This is a genomic window from Streptomyces sp. NPDC094034, from assembly GCF_040303865.1.
Classification (GTDB): Bacteria; Actinomycetota; Actinomycetes; order Streptomycetales; family Streptomycetaceae; genus Streptomyces.
On sequence record NZ_JBEOUD010000029.1, the window covers coordinates 1 to 26,291 of the forward strand.

Genomic DNA, 26,291 nt, shown 5'->3' on the forward strand with positions numbered 1-26,291 from the left:
ATCTGGCACAACCGCAACACCGGCCGAACCATCACACGCTCGCTAACCGCCTACGACCACTAACCAAGCCTTCGGACTTACTCGTCTAGGTCCTGCCGGGCCAGCACCCCGGCCTCCACCTCCGGTGCCAGGCCCACCGGCGGGCGGTCGGGCCGCTGCGGGGCCCGGCCGCCGATCGAGCCGAGCCAGGACCAGGTGTCCGCCACCGTCTCGGCCACGGGGCGGCAGCGCAGGCCCGTGGCGAGCGCCTTGGAGACATCGCTGCCGTGCAGGCTGTCGTGCATCTCGCCCGGCGGGATCCAGACCGGCAGATCGGTCCAGGGCTCGATCCCGGCGGCGAGGATCGTCTCGGGGTCCGTCCAGCGCAGTTCGGCGTCGGATCCGGTGACCCGTACGCAGGCGTCGAGCAGCTCACCCATGGTGGTGTGCCCGGCCGGGCTCACCAGGTTGTACGGGCCGCCCAGGCCGTCCCGTAGGGCGTCCAGGGTCCATTCGGCGAGGTCGCGCGCGTCGATGTACTGCACGGGGTTGTCGCGTGGCCCCGGCGCCAGTACGGGTCCGCCCCGGGCGATCCGCCCCAGCCACCACGGCAGTCGGCCGATGTTCTCCCCGGGCCCGAGGATCAGCCCGGCACGGACCAGCAGCGCCCGGTCGCCGAAGACCGCCTCGGTGGCCAGCTCGCCGCCGCGCTTGTCCTGGGCGTACGTGGTCTGCCCGGCGGCCGCGGAGGCGCCTTCCACCAGGGGGCCGTCCTCCGTGAGCCCGGCGGGGGCGGGGTCCGCGTACACCGAGCGGCTGGAGATGTACGCGTACCGTCCGACGCGGTCCGCCAGCAGCCGGGCCGTGGAGAGAACCGCCGACGGCGCGGCGGACCACGTGTCGACGACCGCGTCCCAGGCGTCGGCTCCGTCCGAGATGTCCGAGCGATCCGAGAGATCCGGGAGGTCCGAGAGGGCGGCGAGACCGCCCGGGGCGGTGCGATCACCGCGCAGGGTGGTCACACCGGCGGGCGCTTCGTGAAGGCCGCGGTGGAAGACGGTCACCCGCCAACCCCGGGCGAGCGCCGCCTCCGTGACCGCGCGGCCGACGAATTCCGTACCACCGAGGATGAGGAGTCTCATGGCACCGACTGTGCCGCCGCGCCCGCGTCGGGGCCAGCGAATTCGCTGCCAGGAGAATCATGGATCCACGGCATCTGCCGTACGCACCCCTGGGGATGGCAGCATGTGCCCACCATGACAGATGTCAGATCGCCGATACGCGCCCTGCGGGCCGCCGCTTTCGCGGCGGTGTGCGTGACTTTGGCGGCGGTGGGGCATTCGTTCACATCCGGGCATGAGATCCCGGTCGGTGCGCTGTGGACGGCGTTCGCGGTGACCACGGGCGTGGCCTGGCTCGCGGGCGGCCGACGGCGCGGGTTTCGCTCGATCGGGGCCGGGCTGCTCGCCGTCCAGGGCGGACTGCATCTGATCTTCGCCGGAGCGCTGCCGCTCGGCGGGGCCCTCTCGTCGGACCACGCACCGCACGGCGCTGACGGCGTCACAGGCACCGGCTCTGGCACCGGCACCGGCTTCGGCTCCGGTTCTGGCTCGGGCAGCGGCATGGACATGGGAGTCGGCGCGGGCGCGGGCGTGCCCATGGGTGAGCACACCGGGAGCGGCGCCCTCCCCGTCGACACCGTAATCCCCTTCGGCCTGGACGGTCCGCTGGGGATGCTCGCCGCGCATCTCCTCGCCGCGGCCGTCTGCGCGCTCTGGCTGGCCCGCGGCGAGGCCGCGCTGTTCCGGCTCGCGACCGCCCTCGGTGGCCTGGCTCTTCCTCCGCTCCGGCTGCTGCTGGCCTCGGTCCGGCCGCCCGTAGCGGCGCTGCCGGAAGGGGCGGTACGGCCCGCTGCCGACGCTCCGGCTGCGCACCGCTTCCGGGGCGTCGTCCTCGCGCACACCGTGTCGCGGCGGGGGCCGCCCGCGCGCCGTGTCTCTCGCGCCACGGCCCCGGCAACGGCCCTCATCACCACTGTCCGACCTTAGGCAGGCAGGGCGGGCCCGGGGTCCGCTTCCCCATGCCCACGCCAACACCTAGGACAGTCATGGCCATTGACGACCCCGTACAGGGGCCCGAGACCGACGACCCGCCTGCCCGCCGGCCCGGCGAAGCGCCGGACACGGCGACCGGCGCCGACGCCGATACCGGCACCAATATCGGCGCCGACACCGGCACGAGAACCGGCGCCAACACCGGCACCAGAACCGGCGCCAACATCGGCACCAGAACCGGCGCCAATACCGGCACCCCCTCCGTCTGGAGTTCCCTGCGGCCCCTCGTGCTGCGGCTCCACTTCTACGCGGGCCTGCTCATCGCCCCACTGCTGCTGATCGCCGCCACCAGCGGATTCCTCTACGCGCTCTCCTTCCAGGCGGAGAAGGTCGTCTACCGCCACGAGCTGCGGGTCCCGGTCGGCGACCGCACCCTCCCGCTCTCCGAACAGCTCGACGCCGCCCGCGCCGCCCGCCCGGACGGCACCGTCACCTCCGTACGCCTGCCCGCCGAGGACGGCGCGACCACCCGGGTCCTGATGAGCACGCCGGACGCCGAGGAGAGCAAGTCCCTCGCCGTCTTCGTGGATCCGTACACCGCGGAGGTACGGGGAGAGCTGACCAGCTACGGCAGTTCGGGCGCCCTCCCGCTGCGCACCTGGATATCCGAGCTGCACCGCCATCTGCTGCTCGGCGAGCCGGGGCGCGTCTACAGCGAACTCGCCGCCAGCTGGCTGTGGGTGGTGGCCCTCGGCGGCGTACTGCTCTGGCTCGCCCGTACCCGCACCTCGAAGCGCGCGCTGCTCACACCGGAGCGCGGGGCCACCGGTCGGCGCAGAACACTCTCCCTGCACGGTTCGCTCGGTCTGTGGGCCGTGACCGGGCTGGTGCTGCTCTCCGCCACCGGGCTCACCTGGTCGAAGTACGCGGGCGAGAACATCGGCTCGGTCAAGGACCAGCTGGGCGGCGGCACTCCCGCCGTCTCCGCCGCGCTCGAAGGGGGCACAGGCGGAGCCGGCGGCGGTCATGAGGGCCATGAGTCGATGCCCGGTATGGAGGACATGCCGGGGATGGAGGGCATGAGCGGTGGGGACGTCGGTATCGATCTGGCGGTCGTCGCCGCCCGTCAGGCCGGTCTCGACGGACCGGTCTCGGTGACCCTGCCGACGCCGGGCACCGGCTATGTGGTCGCGCAGACCGACACCCAGTTCCCGGTACGGCTCGACTCGGTCGCCATCGACCCCGCCAACGGCACGGTCATGGACGAGCTGCGGTTCGCCGACTACCCGTTGCTCGCCAAGCTCACCCGCTTCGGCATCGACGCCCACATGGGCCTCTTCCTCGGGGTCGTCAACCAACTGGCACTCGCGGCGCTCGCCCTCTCGCTCATCCTGATCATCTGCTGGGGCTACCGGATGTGGTGGCTGCGCCGGCCCACCAAGGACCGGAAGCTGAGCGCGGGCAGGGCGATTCCGCGCGGTGCCTGGCGCAAGGTGCCGCTGACCATGCTGCTGCCGCTCGCGGCGGCCGTGGCGCTGATCGGCTGGTTCCTGCCGCTGCTGGGCATCAGCCTGCTGGTCTTCCTGGCACTGGACGGCCTGCTCGCCCTGCGGGCCCGCGCTCGCGCCCGTACGGCCCGCACCTGAGGGGAGCGGGGAGAGCGGGGGAGCCCGGCCGAGCCGGTGTCGGCAGGGCTCGGCAGGGCTCGGCAGGGCTCGGCAGGGCTTCCCCGTATCGTTTTCCTCGCACCGCCCCCGTCAGGGCGTGTACTTGTATCCGACCCGCCGTACCGTCTTGATGCTGTGGCGGTGGGCGGTCCCCAGCTTGCGGCGCAGCCGCGCCACATGGACATCGACGGTCCGTCCGTCGCCCACATGCCCGTAGCCCCAGACCGTGGTCACCAACTGGTCGCGGGTGTGCACCCGGTGGGGATGCGCCACCAGATGCGCGAGCAGCTCGAATTCGAGATACGTGAGGTCCAGCTGCTGTCCGTCCACGACGGCGGTCCGCTGGACGCTGTCGATCGACACGGGACCGCTGTCGGCGCCCCTGGACCCGGCCCCGGAGGATCCGGAGGACCCGGACCCGGAGGACCCGGACCCGGCGCCGCCCGGGGCCTCCGGGGCGGTGAGGGACGGCGCCGAGGCCGCCGCCAGTACCGCCGCGTGCTGATCGGCCGGTACGAGGACGAGATAGCCGACCATCGGCGGCTGTCCGGGCAGCGAGGGCAGGGTGTGCTGGGGCGCGGGCAGCCAGGTGGCGCCGGGCGGAAGGAAGTCCACGACCTGTCCGGCGGCGACCCCCGCCGGGAGAGACGGGAGAGACGGGAGAGACGGGAGAGACGGGAGCGTCGGGACAGCCGGGAGCGTCGGATGGGTGTGGCGGGCGACCGGGGCCGTTTCGTCGCGGTCGACGGCGCGGAGCCGGTGCCGGCCCGGCGCGGCCTGCTTCTGGTTCAACGCGGCCGCGGTGGCGGACGCGGTGGCGCCCGCCGACGCGGACGCGGAGGAAAGGGGGCGGGGATTCGCCATGGGAGGTCAGCTCTTTCGCGCGAAGGAGTCGTCGAATCGACGGGGACGGACGGGACGTACGTCATGCGCGGCGGCCGAAGGCCGGAAAGAAGGCTTTAGAGGGCCGGCGCGTTCCACGCGCGGCAACACACCCGGTCGAAGTCGTGATGCTGCCGGGACGGCCAGAACGGCTCCAGGTCGGAGCGACCTGTCGCGGGGTGCTGGAAGCTGGCCATGTCCCCATTGAAGCAGATACCGGACGGGCGCCGCAGGTCCCTTTCGGCTGTCGATACGGCCCGGTTCCGTGACGGCCGACACAGCGCGCGGCGGGGAACGCGACGAGGGGGCGGCCGCCGTCTGGCGGTCGCCCCCTCGCGGAGTGCGGTGTGAGCCGAGTACGAGCCGACGGCTCAGACCTGGCCGGCCTTCTCCAGCGCGGTGCAGCAGGTGTCGACGATCAGCCGTGTCACCACGTACGGGTCGACGTTGGCGTTCGGGCGGCGGTCCTCGATGTACCCCTTGCCCTCCTGCTCGACCTGCCACGGGATACGGACCGAGGCGCCGCGGTTGGAGACGCCGTAGCTGTACTCGTTCCACGGGGCGGTCTCGTGCAGACCGGTCAGCCGGTCGTCGATGCCCGCGCCGTAGTTCTTGACGTGGTCGAGCGGCTTCGAGCCCTCGCCGAGCGACTCGCACGCGGTGATGATCGCCTCGTACCCCTCGCGCATCGCCTTGGTCGAGAAGTTGGTGTGCGCGCCCGCGCCGTTCCAGTCGCCCTTCACCGGCTTGGGGTCGAGTGTCGCGGAGACGTCGAAGTCCTCGGCGGTGCGGTACAGCAGCCAGCGGGCGATCCACAGCTGGTCCGCCACCTCCAGCGGCGCCAGCGGACCGACCTGGAACTCCCACTGTCCCGGCATGACCTCGGCGTTGATGCCGGAGATGCCGAGGCCCGCCTTCAGGCAGTTGTCGAGGTGCGCCTCGACGATGTCACGGCCGAAGATCTCGTCCGCGCCGACACCGCAGTAGTAGCCGCCCTGGGCGGCCGGGAAGCCGCCCTCGGGAAAGCCCAGCGGACGGGCGCCCTTGAAGAAGGTGTACTCCTGCTCGATGCCGAAGACCGGCTCCTGGTCCGCGAACCTCGCCGCGACCTCGGTCAGCGCCGCGCGCGTGTTGGACGCGTGCGGCGTCATGTCGATGTTCAGGACCTCGCACATGACGAGGACGTCGTCGCCGCCCCGGATGGGGTCGGGGCAGGAGAAGACCGGCTTGAGTACCCGGTCGGAGGCGTGACCCTCGGCCTGGTTGGTGCTGGACCCGTCGAAGCCCCAGATGGGCAGCTCCGCGCCAGTGTTGAGGATCTTCGTCTTCGAGCGCAGCTTGGCGGTCGGCTCGGTGCCGTCGATCCAGATGTACTCAGCCTTGAAGGTCACGGGTCTCATCCTTTGCGGGTGCAGCAGGTATGCCCCGAAGCTTCGCAATCTGTGATTTCCCGTCTGTTGCCCCGCTGTGAACCACGCGTTACTCAGGTTTCCTTTGTTTCAGCCGCTGTTCCCGCGGTCGGTCGGCCTGGGCGGCGGGGGCATGGGGGGCATGGGGGGAGTCGCGCCGGAGGTCCGCGCCCCGGTCGCGCGTACCGACACGGCACACTGGCCGTCATGAGCAAGCCACGCATCGGACTCCTCGGCACCGGCCCCTGGGCGGAACGCACCCACGCCCCCGCCCTGGCCGCCCATCCCGGACTCGAACTCAGCGGCGTCTGGGGGCGGCGCCCCGAGGCCGCCTCGGCTCTCGCCGCCGCCCACGACACGACGGCCCACTCGGGCGAGGTCGGCCTCGACGCGCTCTTCGCCGAGAGCGACGCCGTCGCGTTCGCCCTGCCGCCCGACATCCAGGCACCGCTCGCGGCGCGCGCCGCCGCGGCGGGCTGTCATCTCCTCCTGGACAAACCCGTCGCGACGACGGTGGCGGGCGCCCGTGAGGTGGCGGACGCGGCGGCGGCCACCGGGGTCTCGTCCGTCGTCTTCTGCACGCTGCGCTTCGCGGCGGGCACCGCGGGCTGGCTCGGTGAGCAGGCCGCGAAGGGCGGCTGGTTCACCGCCCACGCGTACTGGCTCGGCGCCCTCTATCCGCCGGGCGAGAGCGGCGCGCACGTCGACTCCCCCTGGCGCCGCGAGAAGGGCGGCCTCTGGGACGTCGGCCCGCACGCGCTGTCCGTGCTGATTCCACTGCTCGGCGAGGTGACCGAGGTGACGGCGGTGCGCACCGAGCCGGACCTCACCCACCTTGTGCTGCGGCATGTCTCCGGCGCGGGCAGCTCGGTGGCACTGAGCCTGAGCGCGCCGAAGGCGGGCGCGGGTACGGGGATCGAGCTCCGGGGCGAGCACGGTACGGCGGTGCTGCCGGGGGAGTGGGGAGACCCGGTCACCTCGTTCGGGGCGGCGGCCGACGCGCTGCTGGAGTCGGTCCGTACGGGGCAGCCGCACGCCTGCGACGTACGGTTCGGGCTCCGGCTGACGGAGATCCTGGCGGAGGCGGAGCAGCAGATCAACGCCTGAGCACGTAAGCACATGCGCGCCTGAGCGCATACGCGCATATGCGGCGGCAGAGGCCGGTCGGCGGGTCCTTGAGGGCCGGCCGACCGGCCTCTCGCTGTGCTGTTCCGTCGGCAGGCCGTGATCAGGCGCGCCGACGACGAGGGCCGAAAACCACCCCGTGCCGACCACCGGGGCTGAAAACCATCGGGCCGCCCGGATAAACCCCTGCCCACGCAAGATCATCGTATTGAGTTAATGCCGACGGTTTCTCTGGGCCAGTTGGGTGCGCAGGCCGTTACTGTTCCCTGAGATCTGGACGGATTCCAACCGGTTCCGGGATATTTACTCACCTTTATCCGCTTTCTCGGTATCGCGCAACGCACTTCCGCCACCGCCCGCCCTCACGAAGGAGCGCTCGCCCCATGACTGTTGACACCAGCCCGGAAGCACCGCTGGGGTCGCCTCGGCAGTCCAGCCTGAGCACGGCGGCTGCCCGCAACCTCGCCACCACGACCAAGTCCGCCCCGCAGATGCAGGAGATCACCTCTCGCTGGCTGCTGCGGACGCTCCCCTGGGTGGAGACCAAGGGCGGCACCTACCGGGTGAACCGTCGGCTCAGCTACACCGTCGGCGACGGGCGCGTGGAGTTCGTTCAGGACGGTGCCAGCGTCCGGGTGATCCCCCGCGAACTCGGCGAACTGGCCCTGCTCCAGGGCTTCGAGGATGTGGAGGTGCTGACCACCATCGCCGACCGGTGCGTCCAGCGCGACTTCCGCGCCGGCGAAACACTGGTCGAGCGCGGCACGCCCGCCGAGCAGATCCATCTGATCGCCCACGGCCGCGTCAGTCAGACCTCCGTCGGCAAGTACGGTGACGAAGTCGCCGTCGCCGTACTCGCCGACGGCGACCAGTTCGGTGAGAACGCGCTGCTGGACGCGGACGCGCGGTGGGACTACACCGCCACCGCCGAGACCGCCGGCACCCTGCTGACCCTGTCCCGCGCGGACTTCGCCGCCGTGCTGTCCGCGGCGCCGAGTCTCCAGGCCCATGTCCTGCGGTTCAGCTCACTGCCCCACCAGCGGCAGAATCGTCACGGCGAGGCCGAGATCGCCATGTCGGCCGGCCACACCGGCGAGGCCGAGCTGCCTGGCGCCTTCGTCGACTACGAACTGAACCCGCGCGAGTACGAACTCTCCGTCGCGCAGACCATTCTGCGGGTCCATACGAGGGTCGCCGACCTCTACAACGGGCCGATGAATCAGACCGAGGAGCAGCTCAGGCTCACCATCGAGGCGTTGCGCGAACGCCAGGAGTACGAGCTGATCAACAACCGGGAGTTCGGTCTGCTCCACAACGCGGACTTCAAGCAGCGCATTCAGACCCACTCCGGCCCGCCCACCCCGGACGACCTCGACGAACTGCTCTGCCGGCGCCGAGGCTCCAAGTTCTTCCTCGCCCACCCCAAGGCGATCGCCGCGATCGGGCGTGAGTTCAACCGCCGGGGCCTCTACCCGACGCATGTCGACCTCGGCGGGCAGCAGGTCCCGGCCTGGCGCGGGGTCCCGATCCTGCCGTGCAGCAAGATCCCCATCACCAAGGAGAAGACCAGCTCGATCCTCGTCATGCGCACCGGCGAGGAGAACCAAGGTGTCATCGGTCTGCGCCAGACCGGTCTGCCGGAGGAGTACGAACCGGGCCTGTCGGTGCGTTTCATGGGTATCGACGAGAAGTCGATCATCTCGTACCTCGTCTCCACCTACTACTCGGCCGCCATCCTGGTGCCCGACGCGCTGGGCGTGCTGGAGAACGTGGAGATCGCCAGGAGGCACGACTAGGCCCTAAGCGGTGTCCGGGACATCGCGCCTGGTTCGCGGCGTCCGACGCGCGAGCGCGGACACCGGACGCCGCGAGCCCCGCCCCCTCCGGGCGGACGGGCCTTCGGACCTTCTCGTCCGGGGCCCGGCGAAAGACAACACCCGGCGGCAACGACAGCCAGGACCCTCCGGGCCGGCCGAACATGCCCGGGATCCGGGACACCCACCCCACCCACCAAGGAACCATGGATGCCCGACCCTGAGTTCTTTCCTCCGCAATCGAGCCTGCCCGGGGCCGCCGCCCACTTCGGGGCGTACGTCCTCGCCGACACGGCCGCCCGCGCCCGCGACATCACGGCCGCCCGCGCCGACGACATCGAGGCCGCCGCCGGACCGCCCCCGGTGTCCTCCTCACCCGCCCCGCCGTCCTCGTCCATCCCGCACTCCGTGGACGTACCCGCCGCCGAAGTGCGGACACCGACCGCTGCCCTGGAACGGATCCTGCGTGGCCCCAGCGGGCTGGGCACGGCGAGCCTGTACCTGACCCGGCGGGAGGAGCCGCCGACGCCACCGACGCCGTCGGCGCCGGAGTCGGCACCGGCACCGGAGACGACACCGACGACGGCACCGGCTGAAGGCACCCCCATCCCAGGCCTCTACCACCACCCGGTGCCGGAGCCCGACCCCGTGCGGGTGGAAGAGGTCAGCCAAAGGATCAAGGCCTGGGCGTTGGACGAGGTCGACCTGTACCCCGACGACTGGGAGGACCAGTTCGACGGCTTCTCGGTGGGGCGCTACATGGTCGCTTGCCATCCGGACGCTCCCACCGTGGACCATCTCATGCTCGCCACCCGCCTGATGGTCGCCGAGAACGCGGTGGACGACTGCTACTGCGAGGACCACGGAGGCTCACCCATCGGCCTCGGCGGACGCCTTCTGTTGGCACACACCGCCCTCGACCCTCTGCACACGACGAAGGAGTACCAGCCGCGCTGGGAGGAGTCGCTCCGCTCGGACGCGCCTCGACGTGCCTACCACTCGGCCATGGAGTACTTCCTCCAGATGGCCGGCGCCTCGCAGGCCGACCGGTTCCGGCACGACATGGCCCGGCTGCACATGGGATATCTCGCCGAGGCCGCCTGGGCCCAGCAGGACCATGTCCCGGAGGTGTGGGAGTACCTGGCGATGCGCCAGTTCAACAACTTCCGCCCCTGCCCCACCATCACCGACGCCGTCGGTGGCTACGAACTGCCGGCGGACCTGCACGCACAGCCCGCCATGCAGCGGGTCATCGCGCTCGCCGGGAACGCCACCACCATCGTGAACGACCTGTACTCGTACACCAAGGAACTCGCCTCCCCCGGCCGGCATCTGAACCTCCCGGTGGTGCTCGCCGAACGCGAGAACCTCTCCGACCGCGAGGCCTACCTCAAGGCGGTCGAGGTCCACAACGACCTCATGCGTGACTTCGAGGCCGAAGCCGCGGCCCTGTGCGCCGCCTGCCCCGTCCCGACCGTGCAGCGCTTCGTGCGCGGGGTGGCCGCGTGGGTCGACGGCAACCACTACTGGCATCAGACCAATACCTACCGCTACAGCCTGCCCGACTTCTGGTAAGAAGAATGGATTCATCTGTGACCAACACCGAGCTCACCACCGTCGCCGCCGGCACCAGCACCAGCAACGGCACCAGCACCAGGACCAGCAACGGCGCCTCCGTGTTCATCCCTTCCCCGGCGACGCCCTACCAGGGGGACATCGCCCGTTACTGGGACCACGAGGCGCGGCCGGTGAATCTGCGTCTCGGCGATGTCGACGGCCTCTACCACCACCACTACGGCATCGGCGACGTCGACCACGCCGCCCTGGGCGACGCCGAGGACAGCGCGTACGAGAAGAAGCTGATCGCCGAGCTCCACCGCCTGGAGTCGGCACAGGCCGAACTCCTCCTGGACCACCTCGGCCCCATCGGGCGCGACGACACCCTCGTGGACGCCGGGTGCGGTCGCGGCGGTTCGATGGTCATGGCCCACCAGCGCTTCGGGTGCAAGGTCCAGGGCGTCACACTGTCGGCCAAGCAGGCCGACTTCGCCAACCGGCGGGCCCGCGAACTCGGCATCGACGACCATGTCCAGGCCCGTGTCTGCAACATGCTCGGTACGCCCTTCGAGACCGGTCAGGCCGCGGCCTCGTGGAACAACGAGTCCAGCATGTACGTCGACCTGCACGACCTCTTCGCCGAGCACTCCCGCGTCCTCGCGGTCGGTGGCCGCTATGTGACCATCACCGGCTGCTGGAACCCGCGTTACGGCCAGCCCTCGAAGTGGGTCTCCCAGATCAACGCGCACTTCGAGTGCAACATCCACTCCCGACGGGAGTATCTGCGGGCCATGGCCGACAACCGGCTCGTACCGCAGGCAGTTGTCGACCTCACTCCCGCGACCCTGCCCTACTGGGAGCTGCGGGCGACGTCCTCACTGGTCACCGGCATTGAGGAAGCCTTCATCAACTCCTACAAGGACGGCTCCTTCCAGTACCTCCTGATCGCGGCCGACCGGGTCTGACGGTCGGCGTCCCGGCGTCGGGACGCACTGTCCTTGGACCCGTCAAATGGCCTCTGGCCAGGGGCGATTGTCAGTGGGGCGCGGTAAAATGGGGGTAGTTCGTGAGGGAACAACCACCGCGCCGGGAGGTCGCCGATGGCCGTTGCCACCATGCCGACGAAACCCTTCGAGAGTCAGCCAACCCTCAAGCGCAAGCCACTGCCCGCGGGACTGCCCCGTGAGTGGTACGAGACCCATAACCGCCGGCTCAAGGCCATGCGCCTCGCCATCGCCCTGCTCGACTCGGGCGTGTACCACCCGGCGAACGCGAACAACGGCCGGATACGGAGGACGGCGGCCCGGATCGGAATCCACCCGCCGTCCGACACCACCTGCCGCATGGTGCGAGCCCTGATCGGTTGACGCCTGTCCGACGTGCCGGGCTCGGGTCCGGCGTTGTGCCCCGCTCGGCCTCTTCCCGGCCTCCGGTCGCAGGGAAAGGAGCCGAGCGGGGCATTGTCGGTCGCGCCGTCGCACCGTTCACTGGTGCTGGTGCTGGTGCTGGTGCTGGTGCTGGTGCTGGTGCTGGAGTTGGACGGGACCCGGCCGCGGTTCGCGGTGCGCGAGGTCGTCCCGTTCACTTCGGGTCGCGGTTGAACAGCGCGGTGGACCAGCGGTGGCCGAGGGCGATCAGGCCGACGCACCAGGCGATCGCGATCCAGCCGTTGTCACCGATCTCGGTGCCGAGGAGCAGCCCGCGCAGGGTCTCGATGGCCGGGGTGAACGGCTGGTACTCGGCGATCGGCTGGAACCAGCCGGGCATCGTGTCGGCCGGGATGAAGGCGCTGGAGATGAGGGGCAGGAGGATCAGCGGCATGGCCATATTGCTGGCCGCCTCTGGGTTCGGGCTGGCCAGCCCCATTCCGATCGCGATCCAGGTGAGCGCCAGGGCGAACAGCGTGATCAGTCCGAACGCCGCGATCCACTCCAGGACGTTGGCGTCGCTGGAGCGGAAACCGATGGCCACGCCGACGGCGCCGACGAGGACCACGCTGATGACCGACTGGAGCACGCTGCCGACGACATGCCCGATGAGCAGAGAGCCGCGGTGGATCGCCATCGTGCGGAAGCGGGCGATGAGTCCCTCGGTCATGTCCATGGAGATATACACCGCGGCCCCGATCACGGTGCTGCCGATGGTCATCAGCAGCAGGCCCGGGACGAGATAGGCGATGTACTCGGAGCGGTCCGCGCCGCCGCCGCCGATGCCCGCGCTCATCACATCGCCGAAGACATAGACGAAGAGCAGCAGCATCATGATCGGCGTGAGCAGCAGGTTCAGGGTCGCGGACGGGTAGCGCCACGCGTGCAGCAGATTGCGGCGCAGCATGGTGGACGAGTCGCGTACGGCGAGGGAGAGGGAGCTCATCGGACGTTCTCCTTGGACTGCTCGTTCTGGCTGGGGACGTTCGGGATGTCCGTGATATCCGGGACGTTCGCGGCCTTGGGCGGGCCGGACGGGCCGGCCGGGCCGGTCAGAGCGAAGAACACGTCATCGAGGTCGGGCGTGTGCACGGTCAGCTCGTCCGCCTCGATACCGGCGGCGTCCAGCCGGTCGAGGATGGAGCGCAGCGCGCGCTGGCTGCCGTCGCTGGGGATCGTCAGGGTCAGTGCCTCGTCGTCCCGGGTGACCTCGCGCAGGGCGAGGGCGGCGGACTGGTAGGCGGCCGGGTCGGCGAACCCCAGCCGGACGTGTCCGCCGGGGATGAGCCGCTTGAGCTCGTCGGCGCTTCCTTCGGCGGCGATCCTGCCGTCGCTCAGTACCGCGATGTGGTCGGCGAGTTCGTCGGCCTCGTCCAGGTACTGGGTGGTGAGGAAGACGGTGACGCCGCCCGTGACGAGCTCGCGGATGATGCCCCACATGGTGTGGCGGGCGCGCGGGTCGAGGCCGGTGGTGGGTTCGTCGAGGAAGATGATGCGCGGATCGCCGACGAGGGTCATGGCGAGGTCGAGGCGGCGTTTCATGCCGCCGGAGTAGGTGGAGGCGGGTTTCTTCGCGGCGTCGGTGAGGTCGAAGCGTTCGAGGAGTTCGGCGGCGAACCGCCGTCCCTCGCGCTTGGACAGATGGTGCAGGTCCGCCATGAGGAGCATGTTCTCCTCGCCGGTGATCAGCCCGTCGACGGCGGAGAACTGCCCGGTGACGCCGATGGCGGCGCGCACGGCCTGCGGGTCGGTGGCGATGTCATGGCCCGCGATCTGGGCCTGCCCGCCGTCGGCCGTGACAAGGGTGGAGAGGATCTTGACGGCGGTGGTCTTGCCGGCGCCGTTCGGCCCGAGCAGCGCGAACACGGACCCGGCCGGAATGCGCAGATCGATGCCGTCGAGGACGGTCTTGTCGCCGTACGACTTGCGCAGACCGACGGCGGAGATGGCGGCCGGCGACACGTGCCGGTCCCCCTGCCTGGATGTGGGCATGACAGATGAACCCATGGGGATCTCCCGTTTCGAAGGCTGAAAAGGTTGAAGTGGCTGCGGGGCGATGCCCTCCGGGACGCACTTGAGCGCCCCCGTCACCTACTCGGTGTCGCTGACTACTGGTACACGGTAGTGCCGACTACCGGTACTTGGCAACACTGAATAGTGGCGGGGTGCCCGGTCAGGAAATCCGGTGAGCCGCCGGTTTCCCCCCACCGAAGCGTGCCGCTCCCGGACGCCGCGAAGATCGCGCCGTCATCCCTGCCGCGCCGCCGCCAGCCGCCCCCGCGCGGCGGCCTGGATCTTGGAGGGTCCGAGCCCCCATTGGAGGGTGCGTCCGACGGCCGTCGCCAGGGGCCGGTCCCAGCCGGTGCGTACGGGGGCCGGGCGGTGGATGCCGAGTTCGGTTCGGGCCCAGTCGGGGAGGAGTCCGACCGAGGCGTTCGTGAGCAGGCCGACGACCAGCCGCTCCCGTCGTGTGCGTCCGAACCGGCGGAGGAACAGCACGGAGTCCAACGCGGCCGGAGTGGCGTGGAGTTGGGGGCGGATACGGGCCAGGTAGCGCTCGGCTCCGACGGATGTGCGCGGTACGTTCCGAGCGCCCAACGCCTCGGCCATGGGGGCGGCTTGGCGGTAGTAGGCGTCGCACTCGGCGGGGGTCAGCCGGAGCTGCCTGGGTGCGTAGGTCTGGTGGCCGGCGAGGAAGCTGCGTACCTCGGCGGTGTGCACCCAGGTGAGCAGGTCGGGGTCCTCCGCGCGGTAGGGCCGGCCGTCGGGGGCGGTGCCGTGTACCCGGGTGTGGATCCGCCGGACGAGGTCGATCACCTCGCGTGCGGCGGCCGAGGAGCCGAAGGTGGTCGTGGTGATGAACCGTACGGTTCCGTTCAGCCGCCCGACCGGATCGGCGCGGAAGTCGGAGTGCTGGTCGACCCCCGCCATGGCCAGCGGATGCAGCGACTGGAGCATGAGCGCGGCGAACCCGCCGGTGAGCATCCCGGTGGCATGCCCGTGCACCCGCCACACCGGATCCCCCGGCGCGATCCCGAACAGTCCGGGATCACCGGGCGGCCCCGCGTACCGCTCCAGCTTGAGATCCCCGCCGTGCATGGTCGCCGTGAGCTCCGCCGCGATCCGCTCCCGCAGTCCCACCAGCACCTCCGGGGTCCGTGTCCCTCAGCCGAGGGTACCGACCCGCCCGGCGAGCACCGCCACGAGGATGAGCAGCCCGCACAGGGGGTTGGTGCCGAACGCCCGCCCGCAGGCTCCGACGTCCGCGGGGTCGGCCCGCCAAACCTGCCATCCCAACTGCCCGGCGACCATGCACAGTCCGGGCCAGTACAGCGGTCCGAGCCCGGCCACGACCCCGAACCAGGCGAGCAGCACCACACACCCCGCGTACACACCGCCCACCAGCACCCGGGTGTGCCGCCCCAGCAGCACGGCGGCCGACCGCACCCCGGCCCGCACATCGGCCTCCCGGTCCTGGCAGGCGTAGATCACGTCCGTCCCCACCGCCCAGCAGATCAGCGCCCCATACAGCACCCAGCCCCCGAGCCCCAGCCCTCCGGTGAGCAGGACGTACACCAGCGGCAGCGTCCAGTTGATGGTGATCCCCAGCCACACATGCGGCCAATGGGTGATCCGCTTCATGTACGGATACACCGCCGCCAGCGGCGCCCCGGCCGCCGCCCACAGCACGGCCTCCACACTCCAGAACCCCATCACCAGCGGAGCGACGGCCCCGACGACGACACACAGCACCAGTGCCCGCCCGGCCGCCAGCCGCCCGGAGGCCACGGGCCGTCCCGCCGTACGGGGCACCTGCGCGTCGAACCGCGCGTCCAGCACATCGTTGAGCCCGCTGGCTGCCCCTCTCGACAGCACCCCGTACACGAGGAGCAGCAGCCCGAGCATGACCCCCTCCCGGGGCCCGGCTATCGCTCCCAGGGCTATCCATCCGGGGACCACCAGCAGCCAGGCCCCCACTGGCCGGTCCAGCCGCAGCAACTCCAGATACGGCCGTACCCCGGCGGGGGCCCGGCCCACTAATCGCGCGGCACGGCCTTGGGCCGGGACGTGAGTCGGGGCTTGGGCCGGGGCTTCGGCGGGTGCGTGGGCCGGGGCTCTTGAGGCGACGGTCATACCGATTCCTGTCCCTTTCCAGGGGGATTGCGTACCGACCGGTCCAACCTAAGGCTGCTCACCGGGATTGTGGGGAAGTCGCGTACTGATCGACGTCACAAGGGCGCGACCGCGTGCAGTCGTCCCTGCCGGAGCGCGAACCGCGGCAGGGAGACCCCGAATACCTCCGAGATGGCGTCGAGACTCTCGTATTCGTCATCGGGATCCAGGGCCCAACCGCCGCCCGAGGCGCCGTCCGAGATGCCGTCCGAGGTGCCGTCCGAGTCGCCGCCGTACCGGCCGGGGCGCGCGTCCGTGTCCGCGTTGTCGTCCGCGTCGTCGTCCATGTCCTCGTCCATGTCCGCGTCGTCGTACGGGTCCTCGTCCCAGTCGGGGCCCGTGTCCGGGAAGAGATGCTCAGGATCGAGCACGTCGGGAATCACTCCCCACTGCTCGGTCTCTCCGTCGCGCACGGTGAATCCGTACACGCGCTCCCCGTCCTCCGCGTAGGAGAAGTGGAAGGTGCCGGGGCGCGCCGCGGACCTGCCACCGCGCTCGCACCACACCGTCACCGACTTCGTGCCCCGCGAGACCGCCTCGCTCGGCGGCTCCGTACCGATCCGCCCACTCTCGAAGGCGAAACTCCATCTCTCCGGGTGCGTTCCCCAGAAGCCGCACGATCCGATCCGTATGGCCTGCCCCGCCTCCGACTCGTCGCACGGCGCCAACAGCGGCCCCTGGCCGATCCGGTCGGCCAGCTCCTGCGGCGAGACGTCCTGGACGAGGACGAAGCGATAGGCGTCCGGCACCGGTGGCCGGGTGTCCTCGGCGAGCCAGCCGAGCCCGTCCAGCCTCGCCCGGGGCACGTTCACACCACCGTCGTCGTCCGCCGCGCTCCGGCCGTCGGCCCGGGGAGTCTCCAGGAGGAACCGCCCGCGCTCCGGGGTGATCACCGGTCCGAGGAGGGGATCGGCGAGCAGCCCCACCGGGGCCATGTGCTCCTCGCCGTACGGCTCCCAGTCGGCCACGGCCGCCGCCAGCGTGCGCCACGCGCCGTCCGTATCGCCCCATCGCGCCTGTTCACGCGCCGAGGCGACCGCGTCGCCGAAGGGCCCGGGAGCCTCGTACCGGAACGTACGCTCATCGATCTCCCGCAGCAGGGCCAGTGCCTGCTTCCGGTCGTCGCCGTCATGGTGACGACCATCGGGGGCCGGGTCGCGACCATCGGCGGCCGGGTCACGACCATCGGGGGCCGACAGGAACTCCGCCTCCTCATGGCCCGCCCAAAGGTGCTCCAGCGCGGCCAGCGGCACAAACTCGCGCGCGTACAACGGATCGTCCATCCGCCCGACGCCGTACCCGCTGCCCCAACTGCCGCCGCGGTCGCTGCGATCGCCGCCCCCGCGCACTCCGCGCGCTCCGCGTCCCCCGCGCGCTCCGCGTCCCCCGCCGCTCAGCATCGCTTCCACCTGGACACGCAGCCAATGGGCGCGCGGTCTGCCGCACTCGTCCGCCTCCGTGAGCAGTTCGAGCGCTCCATCGATGTCCGCACCGTCCAGACAGGCCAGCCGCGCCTCTTCGACATCGGCGTCGAGTTCGCGCGTCGTCTCGTTCACGAACCCCGGGTTGTCCCCATGAGCGCGGTGGAACTCCCGGAACAGGGCCTGCATGAGATCCATGAACGACCCGTGGCGCTCCGGCCGTTCGCCGCCGGCCCCGCCCCGGTGGAGATAGGCGGCCCACTCTCCGTTGGCATCCGGATCTCCGGGGTCGAGCAGGACCTCGACCGTGTCAGGGGCGGCGGTCAGCCGCAGCGCCCTGCCCCACATACCGGCCCTCAGCACCTCCTCCTCGGAGGCGTACTCGTCCAACGCGCCCTCCTCGACCGCCTGAAGGCCGTCGGGATCCCCGTACCAGTGGACGCCCTCCGCCGCACCCACCCGGCTGACGGCCGTCCCCGCTGGCCGCCACCCGTCGGTGGTCGCCAGGAACGACCGGTAGGTGGGCGGCAGCGGCACCCCCAACCGCGCCTCCAGCTCGGTGATCCGGTCCTCCCCGGCGGCCGGGAACCCCAGCCACCGGTCCCGGAGGACCGTCTCGTCCACGTCTCCACGCCCCCGCGCGTCGGGCGAGTCGAGCCAGTCCGCACTCCACCGCTCAAGGAAGGGGCGCCAGTTGTAGGTCTTCATGCGGTCATGGTGCCAGCGCCCACTGACAACGGACACCCGGCTCCGCCCGGACACAGGGCGCGCCCTCCCGTACGCCCTGCCTCTTTGCTGAATCGGCAAGGAGTTTTGTCGAAGAGTGGGGGGTGGGCGGACCATCTCCGGTGAGCGGAGGTAAGAGTGCGTATGAGTGAGCAAACAAGGCAGAACAGGACTGTCGGGACCATCGCCCCTCAGGCAGGGGAGCGCAGCCATGACGTCGTGGTCGTGGGCGGGGGAGCCGCCGGGCTGAGCGGGGCGCTGGCCCTGGCACGGGCACGGCGGTCGGTCCTGGTGATCGACGGGGGCCGACCGCGCAACGCCCCGGCGTCCCACGTCCACAACTTCCTGACGCGTGACGGCACACCCCCGTCGGAGCTGCTGGCCGTGGGCCGTGCGGAGGTGACCGGTTACGGCGGCGAGATCATGACGGGCGACGCCGTGGCGGCCGAGCGCCTGGACACCGGCGGCTTCCGGGTCACCCTCGCGGACGGGACCACGGCCCGGGCGCGGCGGCTGCTGGTGACCACCGGCCTGGTCGACGAACTGCCGCCGGTGCCCGGCGTGGCCGAGCGGTGGGGGCGCGAGGTGCTCCACTGCCCGTACTGCCACGGCTGGGAGGTACGCGACCAGCCGATCGGCGTCCTCGCCACCGGGCCGCTCGCCACACACCAGGCACTGATGTGGCGGCAATGGAGCAGCGAGGTGACGCTGTTCCTGGGCGCCGCGCCCGACCCGGGCGAGGAGGAGTACGAGCAGCTCGCCGCCCGCGACATCGCCGTGGTGGACGGCGAGGTCGCCGGTCTGGAGGTGACGGACGACCGGCTCACCGGCGTCACCCTGGCCGGCGGACGGACCATCCCGGTCCGCGCCCTGGTGGTCGCGCCGCGCTTCACCGCCCGCGCGGACCTGCTCGCGAGTCTGGGCCTGGCACCCGTCGAGCTGGCGAGGGACGGCGAGGTGATCGGTACGTACATCGCCTCCGATCCGGTCGGCGCGACGGCCGTGCCGGGGGTATGGGTGGCCGGCAATGTCACCGATCTGACGGAGCAGGTCCTCGGAGCCGCCGCCGCGGGCCTGCGCGCCGCCGGTGCGATCAACGCCGACCTGATCGCCGAGGACACGCGCCGGGCCGTCGCCGCCCGCCGCGATCCCTTCTCCCCGAGGCGCGAGCGGGAGGCCGCGGAGCACCGTGTGCTCAACGGTTCCGGGCACGGGCTGTGACCCTCGTATGGAGAAGACGATCACCGACCGGATCGCCCGCGAAAGTTCCCATACCCATGTGAAAGGGGAGAACACGTCAATGACGTATGAAAGCATCTCGGACGAGGCGTTCTGGGACACCCGCTACGGCGAGAACGACCGGGTCTGGAGCGGAAACCCCAACACCGTACTGGTGCGGGAAGTCACCGCCCTGGAACCGGGCAGCGCCCTGGACCTCGGCTGCGGCGAGGGAGCCGACGCGATCTGGCTCGCCCGGCACGGCTGGCGAGTCACCGCCACCGACGTTTCCCAGGTCGCATTGGACCGCGCGGCCCGGCACGCGGCGGAGGCCGGGGTCGGCGACCGCGTCGACTGGCGGCGACACGACCTCGCCACCTCCTTCCTCGCAGGCACCTACGACCTCGTCTCCGCCCACTTCCTCTACTTCCGCGGCGACACGTCCCGGGAAGAGGTGCTACGGGCCGCGGCCTCCGCCACCGCACCCGGCGGTGTGCTCCTGATCGTCGGGCACGCGGGATACCCCTCCTGGGAGCGGAACCCCGACCCCAGCGTGCACTTCCCCAAGCCGGACGAGGTCCTGGACTCGCTCCAACTCCCGGACGGCCAGTGGGAGGTACTCCTGAGCGAAGAACACGAACGAACCCAGCTGGACCCGGACGGCCGTCCGACCACCCGCACGGACAACGCGGTCAAGGTCCGCCGCGTCGCCGCCGATCGCTGAATCCCCGACACGGACACGGCGGGCCGGGACACGACCGCCCCGGCCCGCCGCTCCTCGCCGCGAGGTTTGGACGACGGGTCCTTCCGGGCGTCATCCGTACCAGTCGAGTAGTCCCGGAATTCGCTGAAGCCGTCCAGAGGGCTGCCCTCGTATCCGAATGTGACACCGCGGACGACTGTCAGCGACGGCAGATCAGGATGCCGGCCAGGCAGTTGATCTCAAACGCCCCGTTCCGCGCGATGTGGTCGTCGAGGAGGGCGCGGGAGCGCTCGATGGTCGCGTCGAACGGCACGTCGTGCCGATCCGCCCACGCACGGTAGGAGGCCAGGTACGCGACGACCGGTTCGGGGTCGCGGACCGTGATCACGCCCGGCAGCTCGATCGTCTCCACGCGGCTGAACTCCTCGCCGAGGAAGGCCGGCGCTTTCTCCAGTGAGAAGCGGGCGCTGAGCGAGACCCGGGCGCTGAGCGAGCCCCGCGCCGGGCCGCCTTGGGTGCCGAGGACATCGGCTGCGGCCCGTTGCCACACGTCATCGAGTTCGGTCTTGTCGCGTTCGCTGTTGGTGGAGGCGATCACCAGTCCGCCGCGGGTCAGGACACGGGACAACTCCCGGACCGCCAGGACGATGTCCGGAACGTGGTACAGCATGTGCAGCGCCAGGGCGGCGTCGACACTCGCCGCTGCGAGGGGCAGGCGGGCCACGTCCGCCACGGCGACCGGGCCCGGAACAGCGGCAAGAATGCCTGGAGCGACGTCCAGACCCAGCAGGGCCAGATCGGGCCGGTCCTGGCGCAGCCGCTGGATGAACTTGCCATTGCCACAACCGACATCGACCACGCGCCCGCGCACGCCGCTCAGCCCCTCGGCAACGATGCCGGGCAGGTCGTAACGAGGCGTCTGCCACTGGTAGAGCGACTGGCGCGCGGCAAGGTCCCGGTACGCCAGGGCCACCACCCCGACAGGGGGCGGCGGCCTTCGCCGCTGCTATGACGTCACGTCAGGCACCCGATGGTCCGACACCTGCCCGGTGCGCGAGGCCTCGGTGTTGCCCGGTCGTCCGACCGCACGTTCTAGATGTCGAAGTACAGCTCGATGAAGTCTCTGATCAGCACGGATGTCCCTGTACCGGGCGGGCCGGTGCACAACGGGTGCACACTCTCCGTCCGGAGGCGCGATCAGTAACGGCATGCTCGTGCGTCACCCCAGCACCGACCGCCATCGGTTGTGGAGCCCTTGCGGGAGACGACCTGACGAAGGCCGCGTGGTCGGCCAAGAGGACTCGCTTGGCTGGCATGTGCCGAGCTCTGGCCGTCGCGGATCACTCCGCAGGCCATGGGGACCGGCGTGGCCGCCTCCTGCGCGACAGCCGCCGACGATGCTACGAGGCTGTGGGTACAGGTGAACTGTCCATCCAAGCTGACTCGAACTGCTGTAAGGCGAAGATGTACAGAAGCCCGGTGGCGCGCGCATACAGGCAGGGAGAATTTCTCCCGTGAGCAGAGTTGCTGTAGAAGGTGATGTAGGCGGCCTGGTCTGTTGCGATCACCCGGTAAGAGTTGGGCAAATTGAAGCTGCGAAGCTCAAAGTTGCGTTGGGTGCCCGAGACATGGACGAGATAGTGGATATTCGTCTGCACCTGGCTTCTGAGTAGGTTCGGGGTGAAGCCGGGGTCGAAACGGCACACGTCGTGCGATCGTCGGTCAAGCCACGAGTCCGTCCGGGTGCTGGGGTCGGGTAACAGGATCTGCACTGATTCCAGGGGTAGCTCACCCGACCACAGCGGGGAGAAGACCTCACGAGTGAGGACGTTTCCACGCCCGGCCAGGACCTTGATCCAGCGAGCTCGGCCCAGCTCTCGTGCGATGTCTCCCTCGGCGGAGGACTGGCGCCGATATACGCGACCGAGCCCTGTGCCTGTAAACCAGGAACAGGTGGCGACCAACCACCAAAGTGGGCGTGAGCCGCGCAGCAGACCGAGGACGAGTATGACCCCGCTTGCTGCCAGGGAGCTGAGAACCCCGAACACAAAAGCAGTCATGTGTGCTCTCTCCTTGTGTTTGAGTATTCATGTGGTGCTTGGCGCTTCCCTCTTAGCAGAGGTATGACATGAGCCGCCCCAGAACATGAGCAGCGTTGCGCGCAGCCAGTTCGTGGTATCCGTGACCTTTTTCCTTGTCGGCGTTGTCGGACACGCCGCGCACGACGACCCAGCCAGGATTATCTCCGCCGTGGATCGAATTCTCCTGCCAGTACTGACTCAGGCCGCCGGCCTCCATGTCCACAGCCAGGACCTTCTCGTGATAGGCCGTGAGGTACTGTCGAATCTCGCTTTCACGGTCCGCGATCACCGCTTCGCCCGATCCCATCACGCCCGGGTAGACGGAGAATTCTTCCGATGCGTACGAAGGGATTTGACCGTGGATGTGTGCGGGAGTTCCATTGTCTGCGAAATAGGCGTTTACCGCATGAACCACCGGTGCAGGTGCCTGCCGATGCTCTCCGCGGCGCTTGACCTCCCCGCCGCCTTGGATTTTTCGGTTCTCGTAGTAGACGATATCTGTGGAGACGATGACGTTTCCTATGCGGGCGTGCTCATCGTGGATTCCGCCGCCGACGCCAACCAAGGCCCAAAGGCGCGGGTTGTAGTGGCGGCGCAAATTATCCAGCGCGGCCATTGTCGATCGTTGCCCCTGACTCTGACTCTGGGTTGCTACGACACGAATGATTGTTCCCGGTGCAGCATAATTTCCTCGGTAGAAATACAATCCGCTGGGCTCCTTGTGGCGTTCCAGACTCAACTCGCTCCTTACCGCCTGGAGTTCTTCGCTGAGGATCGTGACCACGCCGATGTCCCATGTCGGCCCCTCCTCGATGGTGCGAGTATCGTGCTCTTGGGGCGGTGCGGCGAAGGAGACGTGGGCCCGTTCACCGATTGCGTTGTTGCTGAAGCTGTTGTTGTTACCGTGGTTGGATATCCCTCGATTATTGGTCATTTTCTTTCTCCGTTTCCTTGATTTCCCGAACCTGCCGACTGATTTCCTGTGCCGCCTGCCTTGGATCCGTCGCCTACCGCGTTGTTACTGAAAGTGTTATTGTCGCCGAAGTTGAAAATCCCGCTGTTGATGATCTTCAGTGCGCGATCGTTAAACTCGGAAATGTCTACATTTTTGGCGCGCAGGAAGTCGCTGGCGGCATGCAGTAAACGCTGCTCTATGGTCTTCATTCGGCCCAAGATGCCGCTTTTCTCAAGCTGAATCTTGGACCATGACTGGGCTGCCTTCTCCCGAGCGCTGATACGAGTACCGACCAGGACGTTTCGGATTGGCGTCGAAGTGAGGTCGCTGGGGAGTAGCACAGCTTTTCCCAGAGCGTAGAAGTAGCGGATGATCCGCCAAGAGCGCGATATCTCTCCGGGTAGTGTGGACAGTTGCCTGATTGCTGTCAAGGCAACAGCTGCGGCACCGTTCTGGCCGAATTCTTCTGCGTGCTGGAAAGATCTGGGAGAATGAGCAAGAACGCAAGCCGCAGTCGAGATGCTCAGAGTTCTCCCCTGTAAGCTGACATTCAGCATTACGGTTGCAACGAACTCCCCTCCTTCAAGAGGCATAGTGATCTCAAGGAAGTGGTGTGACTTGGAGCCCGGCGTGTTGATGATGGCTCGCATGTCGTTCTCGTTGATCCGTGACGGAAGGAGGGTGCGATCCGCCGCCACGTCCGTCTCCGCCACGTATACACGGTCCCGGACCTGCACAGGAAGACGGACTTCCCCGTCATCGGCGTTCAACTGCTGAACCGCGTCTCGGATATGCTCGACCAACTCGTGAGCCTGAAAGGGAGGTACCGGGTGTTCGCGCTCATGAAGCGGCGCTTCGTCGTCATCGCCGGGGCGCAACAACTGAATGCATATCGGCGGGTTCCACTGGTAGACGAGTTCTCCTGCTCCGATAAATGGTGACTCGTCCCCGAAAAGCGTGAACACGGTGAGGTCGTCGTCCTCGTTGTGACGCGGGCGTCGGTACACTGCACAGACGTGACGCTGCTGTGTGTCCGCTACCCGTTGCCGACGGGATAGTCTCTTCGGTCTGAGATCCGTTGCTCGCAGAATGCGGTTCAGCATCACCTGCCGTGCGGCTCCGACGGCGAGGCATGAGACCGCAATTGTTCCGGCCGAGTAGAGGGCCGATATGGCGTGGACCGGGAAGAGAACCGCGACAGACAGCCCGACCAGGACCAGATTGAGTGCGACGACACCGATTTTCTTGAACGCGCTTATCTTCTCGGAGTACTTGATCCTTCCCGAGTACTTCCAAGTGAAGATCAAGGTGAGCAGCCTTATTTTCCTTCGAGCTGTTCCCAGCCCACGGCGCTTGGATTTCCGTTTGTACCTCGGTTCCGTCTCGACGTCCCGGAGTAACGCGGCGGCGTGGAGCAGCCACAGGAGGGCAAGTCCGCAGGTGACCAGGATGGCGGCGGGTAGGGCGCCCGCGAGGACCGGAAAGATCGCGGCCCCCATCACCGTCGCGCGGAGTAGTGCGCTCAGCGCTGCTGCCAGCCAGGCGTGATGCATAACCGGCACGATGTCGAATCCGTAAGACGGTGCGACTCTTCGGTGCGGGGCTGCGCACACCTCGTTGATCACGAGATCACGGAATCGTTCGTCCACATACACGCCGGCGCATAGGTGGCGTGTGGCGGCGGTTGGCTCATCGGTCGCTTCCTTGACCAGCGCCGGCGCATCAGAAGTGATCACGCTTCCCTCCACCTTGTAGAGTTAAGGTTCATCCGACCATAAGTGTCGGAACGCGTTCAGGTCAATATGACCTTTAGGGGATCTGGTGGATGACTGGCTGAAGCACTCCACGGAGGTGGAGGCGTCGTGGGTGACCGTGGACCTGACGATCTTTACTGTCAGGGACGACCAGTTGATGGTCCTCCTGGTTGAACGCGGGGTGGAACCGTTCCTCGGTCGGCCCGCGCTGCCCGGCGGATATGTTCAGAAGGATGAGACGTTGCGTGAGGGGGCGTTGCGGGAGCTCTGGGAGGAGGCGGGTATCGACGGGGGGCGACTGCATCTGGAGCAGTTGGGTGCCTACGGGACACCCCGTCGCGACCCCAGGGGCAGGGTGGTCACGATCGCCTATCTGGCGCTGGGGCCGGATCTTCCCGCTCCAGTGGGCGGCACCGACGCTGAGCGCGCGTACTGGTCACCGGTTTCTGAACTGGTCGGTGCTGGCGTTGGGTTGGCGTTCGACCATGCGGATATTCTCTTGGACGCCCTGGAGGAGGTGCGCAGGAAGCTTGAGTACACATCCGTCGCCACAGCGTTCTGCGGAGAATCATTCACTTTGAGCGAACTTCGCGGGATCTACGAGGTGGTCTGGGGTCAGGCGCTGGACCCGAGCAACTTCCGTCGGAAGGTGATCAAGACGGCGGGCTTCGTCCAGTCGACAGGAGAGCAACGGTTTCCCCACACGGGACGTCCTGCCGCCCTGTACCGCCGGGGCAACGCGTGGCTGCTCAGCCCACCCCTGCTGCGTGGTGGCCAGCAGACATAGGATCGACGGACTGCACCCTCCCGGACAACGCAGACTTCAGGCTCCGACGGACCAGCCGTCACACAACCCTCGATGCAAGCAGGGCCTCTGTCGCGATGCTGCGTGGCGTGGTTGCCGCTCAGTGTCAACGAGGATGGCGGCTGGGTCTCGCGAGTGGTGTGGGGACTCGGGCGAGGCGGTGCGCAGGCCCGCTGGAGGCGATGCCGACACCAGCCCCGGGCGTTCGTGGATACCACCGCGAGCGCTTTGTCGGCGTTCGACTGGCGGGCCCGCCTTCCATCTGAGCTTTGGCGTGTAGGGCATGGCATTGCGCCTGACCAGTATCACCGCCTCCTGCCAGAGACGCGCGGGCTGGCAGCTGGTGCACCTGGCGGCACGCAGTGACCATTTCTGGGCGGAGCGGCACTCTGGATGCTCGGCCAGGATGCATCGAGCGGATCATTCATCGATACTTTGTGCCGATGGTCCTCTCTGTGTTTCAGGCCGATAGGGCGTGTCAGAAGAACGCGCTGCTTCGGACGCCGGACCAACACCTCGGTCGTCGTATTCCGGCGAGGCC

Annotated in this window: 23 protein-coding genes; 11 read left to right on the top strand and 12 right to left on the bottom strand. The window is 69.0% G+C overall.

Features of this window, described 5'->3' with window-relative positions; genetic code table 11:
• Window positions 1-77: 77 nt before the first annotated feature.
• Window positions 78-1,121 carry an NAD-dependent epimerase/dehydratase family protein gene (locus ABTZ59_RS23880; protein WP_351413716.1) on the bottom strand — a complete coding sequence of 348 codons (1,044 nt, stop codon included), beginning with the start codon at window positions 1,119-1,121 and terminating at the stop codon, window positions 78-80.
• Between the two features lie 114 nt (window positions 1,122-1,235).
• Here ABTZ59_RS23880 and ABTZ59_RS23885 point away from each other — a divergent pair, with 114 nt between their 5' ends.
• Entirely contained in the window at window positions 1,236-2,027 is a 792-nt protein-coding gene (locus tag ABTZ59_RS23885) for a hypothetical protein (RefSeq protein ID WP_351413721.1), read from the top strand.
• Window positions 2,028-2,086: 59 nt separating this feature from the next.
• Entirely contained in the window at window positions 2,087-3,679 is a 1,593-nt protein-coding gene (locus ABTZ59_RS23890; RefSeq protein WP_351413731.1) for a PepSY-associated TM helix domain-containing protein, read from the top strand.
• Between the two features lie 111 nt (window positions 3,680-3,790).
• Here ABTZ59_RS23890 and ABTZ59_RS23895 read toward each other — a convergent pair whose 3' ends face one another.
• Window positions 3,791-4,564, bottom strand: coding sequence for a winged helix-turn-helix domain-containing protein (locus tag ABTZ59_RS23895; protein ID WP_351413736.1), 774 nt, complete (start codon window positions 4,562-4,564; stop codon window positions 3,791-3,793).
• A 389-nt stretch (window positions 4,565-4,953) separates the two neighbouring features.
• Complete coding sequence (glnII, locus tag ABTZ59_RS23900) at window positions 4,954-5,973, bottom strand: glutamine synthetase (RefSeq protein ID WP_351413745.1); 1,020 nt, start codon at window positions 5,971-5,973, stop codon at window positions 4,954-4,956.
• Window positions 5,974-6,198: 225 nt separating this feature from the next.
• Here glnII and ABTZ59_RS23905 point away from each other — a divergent pair, with 225 nt between their 5' ends.
• The 6 genes from ABTZ59_RS23905 (at window position 6,199) to ABTZ59_RS23930 (ending at window position 12,088) form a co-directional block, all read left to right on the top strand.
• The gene (locus ABTZ59_RS23905; RefSeq protein ID WP_351413751.1) at window positions 6,199-7,098 is read left to right on the top strand and encodes a Gfo/Idh/MocA family protein; all 900 of its coding nucleotides are present in this window, start codon (window positions 6,199-6,201) and stop codon (window positions 7,096-7,098) included.
• A 401-nt stretch (window positions 7,099-7,499) separates the two neighbouring features.
• A complete protein-coding gene (locus tag ABTZ59_RS23910; RefSeq protein ID WP_351413764.1) occupies window positions 7,500-8,912 on the top strand; it encodes a family 2B encapsulin nanocompartment shell protein in 1,413 nt (470 codons plus the stop codon).
• A 228-nt stretch (window positions 8,913-9,140) separates the two neighbouring features.
• Window positions 9,141-10,505, top strand: a complete 1,365-nt coding sequence (locus ABTZ59_RS23915) for a family 2 encapsulin nanocompartment cargo protein terpene cyclase (protein ID WP_351413774.1) — start codon at window positions 9,141-9,143, stop codon at window positions 10,503-10,505.
• Between the two features lie 17 nt (window positions 10,506-10,522).
• A complete protein-coding gene (locus ABTZ59_RS23920) occupies window positions 10,523-11,452 on the top strand; it encodes a geranyl diphosphate 2-C-methyltransferase (protein ID WP_503003505.1) in 930 nt (309 codons plus the stop codon).
• 135 nt (window positions 11,453-11,587) lie between these two features.
• Entirely contained in the window at window positions 11,588-11,854 is a 267-nt protein-coding gene (locus ABTZ59_RS23925; protein ID WP_351413786.1) for a hypothetical protein, read from the top strand.
• A 93-nt stretch (window positions 11,855-11,947) separates the two neighbouring features.
• Window positions 11,948-12,088, top strand: a complete 141-nt coding sequence (locus ABTZ59_RS23930; protein ID WP_351413791.1) for a hypothetical protein — start codon at window positions 11,948-11,950, stop codon at window positions 12,086-12,088.
• On the opposite strand, the gene ABTZ59_RS23935 is transcribed toward ABTZ59_RS23930, so the two are convergent.
• The 5 genes from ABTZ59_RS23935 to ABTZ59_RS23955 all read right to left on the bottom strand — a co-directional run bounded on the left by ABTZ59_RS23935 (window position 12,069) and on the right by ABTZ59_RS23955 (window position 18,216).
• Window positions 12,069-12,860 (bottom strand): ABC transporter permease, encoded by a 792-nt coding sequence (locus tag ABTZ59_RS23935; protein ID WP_351413802.1) that lies wholly within the window; start codon window positions 12,858-12,860, stop codon window positions 12,069-12,071. The genes ABTZ59_RS23930 and ABTZ59_RS23935 overlap by 20 nt on opposite strands.
• Window positions 12,857-13,906, bottom strand: a complete 1,050-nt coding sequence (locus tag ABTZ59_RS23940) for an ATP-binding cassette domain-containing protein (protein ID WP_351413820.1) — start codon at window positions 13,904-13,906, stop codon at window positions 12,857-12,859. The genes ABTZ59_RS23935 and ABTZ59_RS23940 overlap by 4 nt, the downstream gene beginning before the upstream one ends.
• A 255-nt stretch (window positions 13,907-14,161) precedes the next feature.
• Window positions 14,162-15,055 carry an oxygenase MpaB family protein gene (locus ABTZ59_RS23945; RefSeq protein ID WP_351413824.1) on the bottom strand — a complete coding sequence of 298 codons (894 nt, stop codon included), beginning with the start codon at window positions 15,053-15,055 and terminating at the stop codon, window positions 14,162-14,164.
• 24 nt (window positions 15,056-15,079) lie between these two features.
• Window positions 15,080-16,048, bottom strand: coding sequence for a 4-hydroxybenzoate octaprenyltransferase (locus ABTZ59_RS23950; RefSeq protein ID WP_351413830.1), 969 nt, complete (start codon window positions 16,046-16,048; stop codon window positions 15,080-15,082).
• Between the two features lie 95 nt (window positions 16,049-16,143).
• Window positions 16,144-18,216, bottom strand: a complete 2,073-nt coding sequence (locus ABTZ59_RS23955; RefSeq protein ID WP_351413838.1) for an SMI1/KNR4 family protein — start codon at window positions 18,214-18,216, stop codon at window positions 16,144-16,146.
• Between the two features lie 162 nt (window positions 18,217-18,378).
• Here ABTZ59_RS23955 and ABTZ59_RS23960 point away from each other — a divergent pair, with 162 nt between their 5' ends.
• Window positions 18,379-19,455 (top strand): NAD(P)/FAD-dependent oxidoreductase, encoded by a 1,077-nt coding sequence (locus ABTZ59_RS23960; RefSeq protein WP_351413842.1) that lies wholly within the window; start codon window positions 18,379-18,381, stop codon window positions 19,453-19,455.
• 79 nt (window positions 19,456-19,534) lie between these two features.
• On the top strand, window positions 19,535-20,176 hold the full coding sequence (locus ABTZ59_RS23965) for an SAM-dependent methyltransferase (RefSeq protein WP_351413847.1): 642 nt from the start codon (window positions 19,535-19,537) through the stop codon (window positions 20,174-20,176).
• Between the two features lie 178 nt (window positions 20,177-20,354).
• Here the strand turns inward: ABTZ59_RS23965 and ABTZ59_RS23970 are convergent, their stop codons facing one another.
• The 4 genes from ABTZ59_RS23970 to ABTZ59_RS23985 form a co-directional block, all read right to left on the bottom strand.
• Window positions 20,355-21,131: a class I SAM-dependent methyltransferase gene (locus ABTZ59_RS23970; protein ID WP_351413853.1), complete on the bottom strand. Its 777-nt coding sequence runs from the start codon at window positions 21,129-21,131 to the stop codon at window positions 20,355-20,357.
• 424 nt (window positions 21,132-21,555) lie between these two features.
• Window positions 21,556-22,215, bottom strand: coding sequence for a hypothetical protein (locus tag ABTZ59_RS23975; RefSeq protein WP_351413856.1), 660 nt, complete (start codon window positions 22,213-22,215; stop codon window positions 21,556-21,558).
• Between the two features lie 52 nt (window positions 22,216-22,267).
• The gene (locus ABTZ59_RS23980; protein ID WP_351413860.1) at window positions 22,268-23,170 is read right to left on the bottom strand and encodes a 5'-methylthioadenosine/S-adenosylhomocysteine nucleosidase family protein; all 903 of its coding nucleotides are present in this window, start codon (window positions 23,168-23,170) and stop codon (window positions 22,268-22,270) included.
• The gene (locus ABTZ59_RS23985; protein WP_351413865.1) at window positions 23,167-24,927 is read right to left on the bottom strand and encodes a pentapeptide repeat-containing protein; all 1,761 of its coding nucleotides are present in this window, start codon (window positions 24,925-24,927) and stop codon (window positions 23,167-23,169) included. Before ABTZ59_RS23985 ends, ABTZ59_RS23980 begins: the two co-directional genes overlap by 4 nt.
• A gap of 85 nt (window positions 24,928-25,012) precedes the next feature.
• Here ABTZ59_RS23985 and ABTZ59_RS23990 point away from each other — a divergent pair, with 85 nt between their 5' ends.
• Window positions 25,013-25,732: an NUDIX hydrolase gene (locus ABTZ59_RS23990; RefSeq protein WP_351413871.1), complete on the top strand. Its 720-nt coding sequence runs from the start codon at window positions 25,013-25,015 to the stop codon at window positions 25,730-25,732.
• Window positions 25,733-26,291 lie beyond the last annotated feature (559 nt).